Source organism: Rhabdonatronobacter sediminivivens (assembly GCF_013415485.1).
Classification (GTDB): Bacteria; Pseudomonadota; Alphaproteobacteria; order Rhodobacterales; family Rhodobacteraceae; genus Rhabdonatronobacter; species Rhabdonatronobacter sediminivivens.
Window position 1 is genome coordinate 40,392 of record NZ_JACBXS010000002.1, and the last position, 13,327, is coordinate 53,718.

Here is a 13,327-nt window from a genome sequence, read left to right on the forward strand (position 1 = left end):
ACCCAATGATCGCGTCTGATCTGACCGTTGCCCTGCCCGAGGTGCTGCTGGCGGTATTTGCCATGGCCGCCCTGATGGCAGGGGCCTATGGCGGCAAGGACAAGCTGGCGGTGCCGATCCTGTGGGCCACGGCGGCGGTGTTCGTGCTGATGGCCTTGGTGATCGGGGTTGGCAGCTATGAGACCCGCACCGCCTTTGGCGGGCTGTTCATCGCCGATGCCTTTGCGCAGTTTTCCAAGTTGATCATCCTGATCTCGGCGGCGGTGGTAATGGTCATGGGGCAAGACTACCTGACCAGCCGCAACTTGATGCGGTTTGAATACCCGGTGCTGATCACGCTGGCCGTGGTGGGGATGATGGTCATGGTCTCGGCCGGGGATCTGATCACGCTCTACATGGGGTTGGAGCTGCAGTCGCTCTCGCTCTACGTGATTGCCGCCATGCGCCGTGACAGCCAGAAATCGACCGAGGCGGGGCTGAAATACTTCATCCTTGGCGCGTTGGCCTCGGGCCTGCTGCTCTATGGCGCCTCGCTGGCCTATGGCTATGCCGGGACCACGCAATTTGCGGGCATCATCAGCACCATTGATGAAGATGGCATGTCGCTGGGGCTGCTGATGGGGCTGGCCTTCATCCTGGCCGGGCTGGCGTTCAAGGTGTCGGCCGCGCCGTTCCATATGTGGACGCCCGATGTCTATGAGGGCGCGCCCACTGCTGTCACGGCGTTCTTTGCCACCGCGCCCAAGGTCGCGGCCATGGCGCTGCTGGCGCGGGTTGTGCATGAGGCCTTCGGCGCCGTGCCCGGGGACTGGTCGCAGATCATCGCGCTGCTGGCGGTGCTGTCCATGTTCGTAGGCGCCATTGCCGCCATCGGCCAGCGCGACATCAAGCGGCTGATGGCCTACAGTTCCATCACCCATATGGGCTTTGCCATGGTGGGGCTGGCCGCGGGCTCGGCCCAGGGTGTGCAGGCGATGCTGATCTACATGGCGATCTATGTGACCATGAATATCGGCATGTTCGCCTTCATCCTGAGCATGAGCCGTGATGGCCGTCCCGTGACCACCATCGACAGCCTGAACCAGTATGCCAAGGCCGAACCCCTGCGTGCGCTGGCGCTGCTGATCCTGCTGTTCAGCCTGGCGGGGGTGCCGCCGCTGGTCGGGTTCTTCGGCAAGTTCTATGTGCTCTGGGCTGCGGTGGAGGCCGGGATGATCTGGCTGGCGGTGGCGGGCGTGATCGCCAGTGTCATCGGTGCATTCTATTACCTGCGGATCGTCTACTACATGTATTTCGGGGTCGAGACCGACCCGCTGGACAGCGCCATGCCGCCCATTCAGTCCGGGCTGCTGATCGCCTCGGCGGCGATCATGGTGCTGGGGGTGGTGAACCTCTTTGGCGTCGAAGGTCTGGCAGCCATGGCGGCGGACAGTCTTGTCCGCTGAACCATGGCCGGAGGGTGTGGGCAAGCGCATCCTTGAAAGTGTTGACAGCACCAATGCCGAGGCCGCGCGCGTCGCGGCCTCGCTTCGTGGTCCCGAATGGATCCTGGCGCGGCGCCAGACGGCGGGCCGGGGCAGGCGGGGGCGCGGCTGGACGGACCCGGCGGGCAATTTCGCCGCCACGCTGGTCATGCACCCGCAGGAACCGCCCGAGCATCTGGCCCTGCGCTCCTTTGTGGCGGCGCTGGCGTTGCAGGATGCGTTGATCGCCGCCACCGGGCGGCCGCCCGGATTTGCCCTGAAATGGCCCAATGACGTGCTGCTGAACGGCGGCAAGCTGGCGGGTATCCTGCTGGAGACCATCCCCACCCCTGGCGCGCTGCATCTGGCCGTCGGGATCGGCGTGAACCTGCGCCATGCGCCCGCTCCGGAACCGGGCGCCGTGGCGCCGGTGGACCTGATGTCGGCCACCGGGGTCGCGCTGGACCCCGAGGACCTGCTCAACCTGCTGGCCCCGGCCTTTGCCCGCTGGGAGGGCCGGTTGCAGACCTATGGGTTCGAACCCTTGCGCCAGGCGTTCTTGCAGCGTGCGGCACGGTTGGGCCAGCGGATCACCGCGCGCACGGTGAGCGAAACCCATGACGGCACCTTTGACGGGATCGATGCGCGCGGCGCGCTGATCCTGACAACGGCGCGCGGGCGGATCACCGTGCCCGCCGCCGATGTGTTCTTTGATGAAAACGAGGCCCGCCCATGCTCCTGACCATCGATTGCGGCAACACCAATACCGTGTTTTCCATCTGGGACGGGACCAGGTTCATTGCCACCTGGCGCACCTCGACCGAGCATCAGCGCACGGCGGACCAGTATTACGTCTGGCTGTCCACGCTGATTGACGCGCGCAAGCTCAGCGTGCAGATCACCGATGTGATCATCTCCTCGACCGTGCCGCGGGTGGTGTTCAACCTGCGGGTCCTGTGCAATCGCTATTTCGATTGCCGCCCCCTGGTCGTGGGCAAGCCCGAATGCGCACTGCCGGTGGATGTGAGGGTGGACCCGGGCACGCAGGTTGGGCCGGACCGGCTGGTCAATACGGTCGCCGGGTTTGACCTCTATGGCGGCGATCTGATCGTGGTGGATTTCGGCACCGCCACCACCTTTGATGTGGTGGACAATGACGGCGCCTATGTGGGGGGCGTGATCGCGCCGGGCGTGAACCTCAGCCTGGAGGCGCTGCATGCCGCCGCCGCCGCGCTGCCGCATGTGGATGTGACCAAGCCCGAGCGCGTGGTGGGCACCAACACCGTGGCCTGCATGCAATCGGGCGTTTTCTGGGGTTACGTCGGACTGGTGAACGGGATATGCGACCGGATAAAGGCCGAGCGTGACCGCCCCATGCGGGTGATCGGCACCGGCGGGCTGGCGCCCCTTTTCGCCACGGGCGAGGCGCTGTTTGACGATATTCAGGATGACCTTACCATGCATGGTCTGCGCATCATCCACGAGCATAACAAGGACGAAACATGAGCAGCGACCGTTTGATCTATGTGCCTCTGGGCGGGGCGGGCGAAGTGGGCATGAACGCCTATGTCTTCGGCTATGGGCCCAAGGGGCGCGAGCGGCTGATCCTGGTGGATCTGGGCGTGACCTTCCCGGATATGGACAGCACGCCTGGGGTGGACCTGATCCTGCCGGACATGGCCTGGCTGGCCGAGCGTGCCGACCGGCTGGAGGCGATCTTCATCACCCATGCGCACGAAGACCACGTCGGCGCGCTGGGGCATCTGTGGCCGCAACTGAAGGCGCCGGTCTATGCGCGCGATTTCACCGCCCGGATCGCGCGCAACAAGATGGCCGAGCAGGGCCTGGACGAGGCGCAGGTGAATGTGGTCAAGACGCTGCCCGAAACGGTCGCGGCAGGTCCCTTCAAGGTGCAGTTCTTTCCGGTCTCGCATTCGCTGCCCGAGGCCTCGGGGCTGGTGATCGACACGCCTGCGGGGCGGGTGGTGCATACCGGTGACTTCAAGGTGGACAAGACCCCCGGCGTGGGTGAGCCCTTTGACCCGGAAATGCTGGGCGCGATCGGAGCCGAGGGCGTGAAGGTGCTGGTCTGCGACAGCACCAATGTCCACCAGCCGGACCCTGGCCGGTCCGAGCTTTCCCTGGCACCGGCGCTGAGCGAGCTGGTGGCGAATACCAGGGGCATGGTGGTGGCGACGACCTTTGCCTCCAACGTGGCGCGGCTGCGGACGCTGGCAAATGCAGGCGTGGAGAACGGGCGGTCGGTCTGTGTCATGGGCCGTGCGATGCTGAAGATGATCGACACCGCCCAGCAGGCCGGATTGCTGACCGATTTTCCCTCGACCATCAGCCCGGAAGAGGCCAAGGCCATCCCGCGGGAAAACCTGATGCTGCTGGTCACCGGCAGCCAGGGTGAGCGGCGGGCGGCCTCGGCGCAGTTGTCGCGCGGAACCTATATGGGCATGACCATGAAGGAGGGGGATCTGTTTCTGTTCTCCTCGATGACGATTCCGGGCAATGAACGCGGGGTGATCCACATCGCCAACGCGCTGTCGGAAATGGGCGTCGATGTGGTGGATAATGCCAGCCGGCAGTATCACGTCTCGGGGCACCCCAACCGCCCGGATCTGGAGGAGATGCACCGCCTGATGGGCGCGGGGGTGATGATCCCCATGCATGGCGATCACCGGATGCTGCGCGAACACGCCCGGATTGCGATTGCGGCCGGAATGCGCAGCGCCGTGGTGACCAATGGCACCATGATCGATCTGACCGGCGATGCGCCGCAGGTGGTGGATGAGGTCCCCACGGGCCGGGTCTATCTGGATGGCAGCCAGATGGTCGGCGCCCGGGACGGGGTCATCCGTGACCGTATCCGCATGGCGCTTGGCGGGCATGTGTTGCTGACCCTGATCGTCGATGAGGACGGCGTGCCCCTGGGCGAGCCCTGGGCCGAGGTCATGGGCCTGGCCGAGCGCGGGCGCGGCGGCCGCAATCTGGCCGAGGTGCTGGAAGATGCCGCCGCCGATTTCCTGGACCGGGCCGACCGCAAGACCATGAATGACGATGACAAGCTGAATGACGCGCTGCGCCGGGTGGTTCGGCAGACCTGCATGGAAGAACTGGGCAAACGGCCCGAGATCACGGTGGTGGTCAGCCGACTTGTGGACGGCTGAGCGCAGTCTGCCCGGCGTGACGCAGGTGTGTGCCGGGTGGGGGAAGCGCCCCCGAGCCGCGCGCCCACCCGCCCACCCTGCGCTGCTCGGGGGCGCTGTCCGGTGCCTTTGGGCACCGGACAGGGGCGGTCACCGGCCAAAGACCTTCCACGCCAGTGCGATGCGGGCCGCGGTTGTCACCAGCACCAGCACCCCGAAGCCCCATGCCAGCGGTGCAAACCAGTCCGGAAAAAGGCAGAGCGCCACGAAGAACAGGATGGTTTCGGTTCCTTCAAGCAGTCCGCCGGTGAAATAGAGCGTCTTGGTGCCATGGGTCTGGCTGCGCATACTGTGCCGTTCGGCCAGCACGGCGAAGCCCAGAAAGGACCCGCCGTTGACATAGAATGTCAGCAGCAGGAAGGCCCCGGCCACCCCGTTGGCGCCCGGGTCCAGCAGCACAAAGGCAAGCGGCACCGCAGCGTAGAAGACGTAATCGGCGGTGATGTCCAGATAGCCGCCGAAATCCGTCACGCCATGGGCGCGCGCCACGGCCCCGTCCAGCCCGTCTGCCAGGCGCGAGGCCAGCACCAGCGCCAGGGCCAGCCAGAACTGCTGGGCAGCAATCATTGCCGCTGCGGCCAGCCCCAGCACCAGGCCAATCAGCGTGACCGTATTGGCGGAAATCCCGTGCCGGGCAATGCGCAGCCCCATCCGGTTCAGCGGCGGGTCGATGATCGGGCGCAGGTGGCTGTCTAGCATCGTGGCGGGCTCCGAGGGACAGTCTACGCTATGGCAGTCCGCTCCGATGGGCGAAAATGTTTCAGGCCGGGCGACGGGGTTGTGAGATTTGCGCCACCAGTCCCTGTGCTACGTATATCCGCGGGTGGTGGATGTCTGCAACGCGCTGGAAACAGTCTTGTGATGGGGCGACTTCGGCACCGGGTTGCGCTGGCCTGTGGGGCGGCAAACGGTTTAGGCTGCGCCTGCAGAGCGGTGGCCAGGGACAGGAGGTGCGCAGGTGCGCATGGGAGTGATTGCAGCGCTGGCACTGGTGGTGCTGGCCGGATGGGCGGGATGGCGGCTTCTGGCGCCGCCCGCCCCCGCGCTGGATGGCGAAACGCGCGCGGCGCTTTACCGCGCTCCGCTGCCGGCACCGCAGGGCGGGATGGACCTGTTCCATCTGGGCCACAGCCTTGTCGGGCGTGACATGCCCGCCATGGTCGCCCAACTGGCTGCCGCCGCCGGGTTTGCGGATCACACCTACCACAGCCAGCTTGGCTGGGGCACCAGTCTGCGCGATCACTGGGACCCTGACAGGCCCATCAACGGGTTCGAGGTGGAGAATGACCATCCCCGGTTCCGCGATGCCCGCACCGCCCTGGCCGGTGGCGTGGATGCACTGATCCTGACCGAGATGATCGACCTTTCGGATGCCATCCGCTACCACGACAGCCCCCGCTATCTGGCGCATTGGGCGCATGAGGCGCGCCAGCACGCCCCCGAAGCGCGCGTCTATTTCTATGAAACCTGGCATCACTGGTCGGCGGGCGATACCTGGCTGGAGCGTCTGGACAGCGACCCCGAGGCCCTGTGGGAGGGCACGATCCTGGCACAGGCCATGGCGCATGAGGGTGTGGGCACCGTTCATGTCATTCCCGGGGGCCGTGCCATGGCGGCGTTCGTGCGCGCGTTGGAGGGGCAGGGCGGTTTGCCCGGGCTTGCGGACCGCGCCGGGCTTTTCGCGCTGGACCCCGAAGGCGCGGTCGATCGCATCCACCTCAATGACCTTGGCGCCTATCTGATCGCGCTGGTGCATGTGGCCACGCTCTATCATCTGGACCCGCGCGGATTGCCGCATGCCCTGTTGCGCGCGGATGGATCTGCGGCGGATGCCCCTTCGGCCGAGGCCGCCGCGCTGATGCAATCGGTGGTTCATGATGTGGTCCGCCAGATACCGACTACCGGCCTGCCCCCTGCCTGAACGGAGTTGCCATGCGCCTGCTTTCCCTGTGCCTGTTCCTGCTGTTGCCCCTTCACGCCCAGGCGCAACAGGGCACTGAATCCCCGCAGGCCGCGGGCACCGCGCCCTGGCTGGCCTTCAATCTGTCCGGCGTCAGTGACTGGAGCGCGCAGGTCCCCTTCATCGACCAGATGCGCAGCGCGCGGAGTTGGACGGGCCATCTGCCGGGACAATGGGGCGGATGGGACCATGATGAACTGGACCGCCGCGGCTATCTGGATGAAGACGGCTGGCCGCTTCGTGTGCCCTCGGAGCTTGAGGGGATCACCACGCTGCTCCTGACCGACATGGCACCGGATCATCAGGGGTTGGCCGGGCGCTACCGGCTGACCCATGACGGGCAGGGGCGGCTGGAGATTTCAGGCCGGGTGCAGAACCTGACCCCTGGTCGCGGACGCATGGCGGGAAGCTATACCTTCGATTATACCCCCGGCGATGGCGCCGTGATGATCACCATCCGCCGCAGCAACCCCGATGATCCCATCCGCGATATCTCGGTCATCCATGAACGCCACCAGGCCGCCCATGACGCGGGCGCCCTGTTCAACCCTGACTGGATCGCCCGGCTGCGCGGCGCACGGGCGCTGCGCTTCATCGACTGGGGGCGCACGAATGACTCCACGCTGCAGCACTGGCAGGACCGGCCCCGGGTGTCTGATTACAGCTGGGAACCCATGGGCGTGCCGATGGAGATCATGATCCGCCTGGCCAACAAGCTGGAGGCCGACCCGTGGTTCACCCTGCCGCACAAGGCCGATGATGACTACATCCGCAACGCCGCCGAGCTGGTGCGCGACCAGCTGGACCCCGCGCGCCGCGCCTATGTGGAACTGTCGAACGAGGTCTGGAACTGGCAATTCAGCCAATCCCACTGGGCCGAGGAACAGGCCCGCGCGCGCTGGGGCCAGGACAGCCAGTGGCAGCAATTCTACGCCATGCGCGCCGCCCGGATGGTGATGATCTGGGATGAGGTCTTTGCCGACCAGCGTGACCGGCTGATCCGCGTTCTGTCCACCCAGGCCGGCTGGCAAGGGCTGGAGGAACAGCTTACCGCTCCCCTCTGGCAGGCCGAAGACCCCGCCAATCCCGCCCCGCCAGAGCTCTTCGATGCCTATGCCATCACCGGCTATTTCAGCGGCGCCCTGGGGCAGGACCCAAAGGTCCATATGGTCCGCGACTGGCTGGCCGATTCCCTCGCCAAGACCGAAGCCGCGGCCGATGCCCAGGGGCTGCAAGGCAGTGAGGCGCAGGATTACATCGCGGCCCACCGTTTTGACCATGCCGCGGATCTGGCCGCGCAGGAACTCCGGGATGGGTCCATCAGCGGCGACAACGCCAATACCCTGCAGAGCGAGATCGACACCACCTTCCCCTATCACGCCGCCGTGGCCGCGCGCTGGGGGCTGGATCTGATCATGTACGAAGGCGGCACCCATGTCGTGGGCATCGGCGCCGAAACCGGGGATGACACCCTGACCGAATTCTTCGCCCATCTGAACTACGCCCCGCAGATGGGCCCGCTCTACCGAGAGCTGCTGACGGGCTGGTATCGGGCAGGGGGGGACCTCTTCAATGCCTATACCGATGTTGCCCGCCCCGCGCGGCATGGCAGTTGGGGCGCCCTGCGCCACCCGCTTGACCACAACCCCAGATGGGAGGCGCTGGTGACATTCGACCCCGAAGCCATCGCGCCATGACCGGGGGGCTCAGCATCCTCATCCCGGCCAGCAACGAAGGCCCCTGGATCGGCGCCTGCCTGTCGGCCCTGGCCCAAAGCTCGCCCGCGCCCGATGGCCCGGTGCAGGTGATCGTCATCGCCAATGGCTGCCAGGATGATACTGCCGCAAAGGCCCGCGCCAGCGCCCCGCAGATCCAGGCCCGCGGCTGGCAGCTAGAGGTGCTGGAACTTGCACAGGGCAGCAAACCCGCAGCCCTCAACGCAGGCGATGCCGCCGCAAGACACCCCGCCCGGCTCTATCTGGACGCCGATGTGCGCCCCGAACCCGCCCTTCTGGCCCAGATCTCCCAATCCCTGTGCAGCGCCGAACCGCGCTATGTCACCGGCACCCCCCGTATCGCACCCCCCCGCAGCGCCGCCACGCGCCTCTATGCGCGCGCCTGGTCCATGGTCCCCTTCAACCAGAGCGCAGCCCCGGGCTATGGTCTCTTCGCCGTCACCGCCACGGGCCGCGCCCGCTGGCAGGACTGGCCCGATATCATCTCCGACGACACTTTCGCCCGGCTTCAGTTCGCCCCGTCCGAGCGTATCCAACTGCCCGCGCAGTATGACTGGCCCCTCCCCGAAGGCCTCAGGCCCCTGATCCGCGTCCGCGCCCGCCAGGACCGTGGCGTGCGCCAGATCGCCGAGCGCTACCCCCATCTGCCTGGCCAGGATCACAAATCCCGCACCCGCCTGACCACCCTGTTCCGCGCCGCCCCCCTCGGCACGCTGGTCTATGCCGCCGTGATCCTGCTCGCCCGCCTTCAGGGTGCCTCCGGCTGGGCACGTGGCCGCTGACCTGCGCCTGCGGGTTTTACTTGCCGCACATACGCTCAGGGGGTGAATGCGCGCCTGCGCGCAGAGGGGGCAGAATGCCCCCTTGTCCGCACGCAGTGCCAGAAGGCTTGCGCGCGGAACGCGCGCTCCGCATGACTCCCGTTGCCAGCACCCCCGAATGCCGCCTGCACATTGCAACCCCCGCGCCAACCCCGTATCCCTGACGCATCTGCCGGAGTCCCTGACCATGACCACCCTCCAGATCCGCCCCGCCGCCCCTTCCGATGAACCCGCCTGGCGCCAGCTCTGGGCGGGGTATCTGCGCTTCTACCGGGCCGAGGTCCCCGAAGACGTCACCGCCGGCACCTGGGCGCGCCTCCTGGACCCGGAAAGCACCATGGGCTGCCTGCTGGCCGAACAGGATGGCCGGGTGATCGGCCTGTGCAACTATCTCTTCCACGCCAACACCTGGTCGCTGGCCCCCACCTGCTACCTTCAGGACCTCTATGTGGACCCGGCAGCCCGTGGCAGCACCGCTGCCCGGGCGCTGATCGAAGGGTGCGAAACCGTTGCCCGTGACAGGGGCGCCTTCCGCCTCTACTGGCTGACGCAGGAATACAACGGCCCCGCGCGCTCGCTCTACGATACCATCACCCCACGATCGTCCTTCATCGTCTATCGCAAGGGCCTCGCACCCCAATGAGCGTCACCCCCGAACCGCCCGACTGGTCCCGCATTCCCGCCCCCGCCGATGATGGTGCGGCGGCTCACCTGCAGGGCGCAAGGCTTCCGGCGCTGGCGCTTCCCTCGACCGAAGGTCCGCCGGTGGACCTCTCGGCGCTGCCCGGGCGCACGGTGGTCTATGTCTACCCCATGACAGCGGTGCCGGGCCGCGCGCTGCCCCGGGGCTGGGACGAGATCCCGGGCGCGCGCGGCTGCACCCCCCAGTCCTGCAGCTTCCGCGACCATTTTGCCGAGCTGCGCGCCGCGGGGGTCGATCATCTCTTCGGCCTGTCGGCCCAACCCCTCGCCGAAGGCGCCGAGGCCGCCCGCCGCCTGCACCTTCCCTTCCCTCTGCTCTCGGACGCGGCGGGGGCGCTGCGCCGCGCGCTCGCCTTGCCCAGCTTCACCGCCGACGGGATCCTCTGCCTGCACCGCATGAGCTGGGTGATCGAACAGGGCAGCATACGCCACTGCTTCCACCCGGTGTTCCCCCCCGATGCCAGCGCCGCACAGGTGCTGGACTGGCTGCGCCAACAGAGATGAGCCGACCCGCTGCAAGCCCCGCCGCCATGAGCGGGCAAAACCAGATGCTGCTGGTCGTGACGGCCGCCTCTTTCGGGGCCTCGCCGCTGCTGCTGACGCTTGCCGTGCAGGAGATCCCGCCCTTCCAGCTGGCTGCCCTGCGCGCGCTGCTGGGACTGCCGCTGATCGCGCTTGTGGCGCTCAGCTTCGGCAAGCTGCAGCGCCCCTCGGTCGCGGACGGGATCACGGCGCTGGTGGGCGGCGTCTTCGTCATTGCCATAACCTATGTGACCATGGCGGCAGGGATGCAGTATATCCCCAGCGGTCTGGGCGGCATCCTCTACGCGACCATGCCGCTCTTTACCTTTGCGCTGGCGGCGCTGTTTCTGGACGATGAGCCGATGCGGCTGTCGCAACTGGTCCGCATCGCCCTGGGCTTTGCCGGGGTGGCGCTGATTGTCGGCCCGCAACTCCTGGCCGAGGGGGTATCAGGCGCAGGCTGGGGCACGCTGATCACGCTGATCTCGCCGCTCGCCTATGCCATCGGAAATGTCTGGCTGCGCCGGCGCCCGCCGGTCAACGCGCTGATGCTCAGCACCGGCATGTTTCTGGGCGGCGCGCTGGTCCTTGTCCCCGCGGCACTGCTGGTCGAGGGCCTGCCACAACTCTCCCCGGACGGCGCCTTGCTGCTGACCTTGACGGCGCTGGTGGTGCTGGCGACGGTGCTTCCGGCGGTGCTGAACTATGTGCTGGTGCGCCGGGCAGGGGCCAATGCGGCGTCGCTGGCCATGTTCCTTTTGCCAGCCTTCTCGGTCATCTATGGCAGCATCTTTCTGGCCGAACGCCTGCCACTGCTGGCTTTTCTTGGCCTGGCGCTGGTGATCGCCGCCTCGCTCCGCCGTCACTGACGCATTGCCCCAGTCACCTGCCGGATCGGCGCGCCTGCGCGCCGGTCAGCGCCCCCGCGGCGCGCGGGTGGGTGGGTGGGGCGTGACGCGGGGGCGCTTCCCGCTTGGAACGGGCGCCAGATCCCACCCATGGAAAAGCCCCCGGCCACAGGGGCCGGGGGCGTCAATGCACGGAAGCTGCGCGCGATCAGTCTGCGCGCAATCCGTTTTCGGTGGCCAGCGCCTGCAGGTCGGCAACAGCCTTGGCCAGCATGTCCATATGCTCTTGCGGCGCCTCATCCAGCGCGCGGCGGGCATCCGTGATCATCTCGCCATAGATTTCCTGGGTGAAATCCACGGTGCCCATGCCCTTCTCGGCCAGGACCGACACACCTTCGGCACCGATCTCGGCAAAGCCGCCGGTCACCACGAAGCGCTCCTCGCCCGCGTCGGTTTCCACCGCCACGATTCCGGGGCGCAACGTGGTCAGGGTCGGTGCGTGCCCGGGCATGGCGGTCATGTCGCCTTCGGCCCCGGGGATGCGCACCGCCTTGGCCGCGACCGAGGCCAGTTTGCGCTCGGGCGAGACAAGGTCGAATTGCATTGTATCGGCCATAGCGGCGCTCTCCTCAGGCTGCGGCAGCGAGTTTTTCGGCCTTGGCGATCACATCCTCGATGCCACCGACCATATAGAAGGCAGCCTCGGGCAGGTGATCGTATTCACCGGCGACAACCGCCTTGAACGACCGGATGGTGTCTTCCAGCGGCACCTGAATCCCGTCCGAGCCGGTGAACACCTTGGCCACGTCAAAGGGCTGCGACAGGAAGCGCTGGATCTTGCGCGCGCGGGACACGGTCAGCTTGTCCTCTTCCGACAGTTCATCCATCCCCAGAATGGCGATGATGTCCTGAAGCGACTTGTAGCGCTGCAGGATGCCCTGCACGTCACGCGCGACCTGATAGTGCTCTTCGCCGACAATCTGCGGGTCCAGGATCCGGCTGTTGGAGTCCAGCGGGTCCACGGCCGGGTAGATGCCCAGCTCCGAAATCGCGCGCGACAGAACGGTGGTGGCGTCCAGGTGCGCGAACGAGGTCGCAGGCGCCGGGTCGGTCAGGTCGTCGGCGGGCACGTAGATGGCCTGCACCGAGGTGATGGACCCCGCCTTGGTCGAGGTGATGCGCTCCTGCAGGGCGCCCATGTCGGTGGCCAGCGTCGGCTGGTAGCCCACGGCCGAAGGGATCCGGCCCAGCAGCGCCGACACCTCGGACCCTGCCTGGGTGAAGCGGAAGATGTTGTCCACGAAGAACAGCACGTCGGTGCCGGACTGGTCGCGGAACTGCTCGGCCAGGGTCAGGCCGGTCAGCGCCACACGGGCGCGCGCACCCGGAGGCTCGTTCATCTGGCCATAGACCAGCGCCACCTTGGATTCGTCCAGCTTGTCGATGTTGATAACGCCCGAATCCATCATCTCGTGATAGAGGTCATTGCCCTCACGCGTGCGCTCACCCACCCCGGCAAAGACCGAGTAGCCCGAGTGCACCTTGGCGATGTTGTTGATCAGTTCCATGATCAGAACCGTCTTGCCCACACCGGCGCCGCCAAAGAGGCCGATCTTGCCGCCCTTGGAATAGGGGGCCAGCAGGTCGATGACCTTGATCCCGGTGACCAGGATTTCGCTTTCGGTGGACTGCTCGGAAAACCCGGGCGCGGGCTGGTGGATGGCGCGGTATTCCCCGGCCTTGACCTCACCCTTTTCGTCGATGGGTTCGCCCACCACGTTCAGGATGCGCCCCAGCGTGGCATCGCCCACGGGCACCTGGATCGCCTGGCCGGAATCGGCCACGTCCTGGCCGCGCACCAGACCTTCGGTGGCGTCCATGGCGATGGTGCGGACGGTGTTCTCGCCCAGATGCTGGGCCACTTCCAGAACCAGCCGCTTGCCATTGTTGTCGGTTTCCAGGGCGTTCAGGATTTCGGGCAGGTCGCCTTCGAACTGAACGTCCACAACGGCGCCGATCACCTGGGTGATCTTGCCGACGGATTTCTTGTCTGCCATGTC

At 66.7% G+C, this 13,327-nt stretch carries 13 protein-coding genes; 10 read left to right on the forward strand and 3 right to left on the reverse strand.

What is annotated here, in order from left to right:
- The first annotated feature begins 5 nt into the window (after positions 1–5).
- The 4 genes from nuoN to HUK65_RS01160 are packed head-to-tail and all read left to right on the forward strand — an operon-like array spanning position 6 to position 4,639.
- Entirely contained in the window at positions 6–1,445 is a 1,440-nt protein-coding gene (gene nuoN / locus HUK65_RS01145; protein WP_179904288.1) for an NADH-quinone oxidoreductase subunit NuoN, read from the forward strand.
- Positions 1,435–2,205: a biotin--[acetyl-CoA-carboxylase] ligase gene (locus tag HUK65_RS01150; protein WP_179904289.1), complete on the forward strand. Its 771-nt coding sequence runs from the start codon at positions 1,435–1,437 to the stop codon at positions 2,203–2,205. The genes nuoN and HUK65_RS01150 overlap by 11 nt, the downstream gene beginning before the upstream one ends.
- Positions 2,196–2,969, forward strand: a complete 774-nt coding sequence (locus HUK65_RS01155) for a type III pantothenate kinase (RefSeq protein WP_179904290.1) — start codon at positions 2,196–2,198, stop codon at positions 2,967–2,969. Before HUK65_RS01150 ends, HUK65_RS01155 begins: the two co-directional genes overlap by 10 nt.
- The gene (locus HUK65_RS01160; protein WP_179904291.1) at positions 2,966–4,639 is read left to right on the forward strand and encodes a ribonuclease J; all 1,674 of its coding nucleotides are present in this window, start codon (positions 2,966–2,968) and stop codon (positions 4,637–4,639) included. Before HUK65_RS01155 ends, HUK65_RS01160 begins: the two co-directional genes overlap by 4 nt.
- A 129-nt stretch (positions 4,640–4,768) precedes the next feature.
- On the opposite strand, the gene HUK65_RS01165 is transcribed toward HUK65_RS01160, so the two are convergent.
- A complete protein-coding gene (locus tag HUK65_RS01165; protein ID WP_179904292.1) occupies positions 4,769–5,377 on the reverse strand; it encodes a CDP-alcohol phosphatidyltransferase family protein in 609 nt (202 codons plus the stop codon).
- A 265-nt stretch (positions 5,378–5,642) separates the two neighbouring features.
- Here HUK65_RS01165 and HUK65_RS01170 point away from each other — a divergent pair, with 265 nt between their 5' ends.
- The 6 genes from HUK65_RS01170 (at position 5,643) to HUK65_RS01195 (ending at position 11,288) form a co-directional block, all read left to right on the forward strand.
- On the forward strand, positions 5,643–6,599 hold the full coding sequence (locus HUK65_RS01170; protein WP_235441690.1) for a hypothetical protein: 957 nt from the start codon (positions 5,643–5,645) through the stop codon (positions 6,597–6,599).
- Between the two features lie 11 nt (positions 6,600–6,610).
- On the forward strand, positions 6,611–8,335 hold the full coding sequence (locus tag HUK65_RS01175; RefSeq protein WP_179904293.1) for a hypothetical protein: 1,725 nt from the start codon (positions 6,611–6,613) through the stop codon (positions 8,333–8,335).
- A complete protein-coding gene (locus HUK65_RS01180) occupies positions 8,332–9,156 on the forward strand; it encodes a glycosyltransferase (protein ID WP_179904294.1) in 825 nt (274 codons plus the stop codon). Before HUK65_RS01175 ends, HUK65_RS01180 begins: the two co-directional genes overlap by 4 nt.
- A gap of 226 nt (positions 9,157–9,382) precedes the next feature.
- On the forward strand, positions 9,383–9,838 hold the full coding sequence (locus HUK65_RS01185; RefSeq protein ID WP_179904295.1) for a GNAT family N-acetyltransferase: 456 nt from the start codon (positions 9,383–9,385) through the stop codon (positions 9,836–9,838).
- Positions 9,835–10,401 (forward strand): peroxiredoxin, encoded by a 567-nt coding sequence (locus HUK65_RS01190; protein WP_179904296.1) that lies wholly within the window; start codon positions 9,835–9,837, stop codon positions 10,399–10,401. The genes HUK65_RS01185 and HUK65_RS01190 overlap by 4 nt, the downstream gene beginning before the upstream one ends.
- Before the next feature lie 26 nt (positions 10,402–10,427).
- Positions 10,428–11,288 carry a DMT family transporter gene (locus tag HUK65_RS01195; protein WP_179904297.1) on the forward strand — a complete coding sequence of 287 codons (861 nt, stop codon included), beginning with the start codon at positions 10,428–10,430 and terminating at the stop codon, positions 11,286–11,288.
- A gap of 187 nt (positions 11,289–11,475) precedes the next feature.
- Here the strand turns inward: HUK65_RS01195 and HUK65_RS01200 are convergent, their stop codons facing one another.
- A complete protein-coding gene (locus HUK65_RS01200; RefSeq protein WP_179904298.1) occupies positions 11,476–11,883 on the reverse strand; it encodes a F0F1 ATP synthase subunit epsilon in 408 nt (135 codons plus the stop codon).
- 13 nt (positions 11,884–11,896) lie between these two features.
- The gene (atpD, locus tag HUK65_RS01205) at positions 11,897–13,324 is read right to left on the reverse strand and encodes a F0F1 ATP synthase subunit beta (protein WP_179904299.1); all 1,428 of its coding nucleotides are present in this window, start codon (positions 13,322–13,324) and stop codon (positions 11,897–11,899) included.
- Positions 13,325–13,327: the final 3 nt, after the last annotated feature.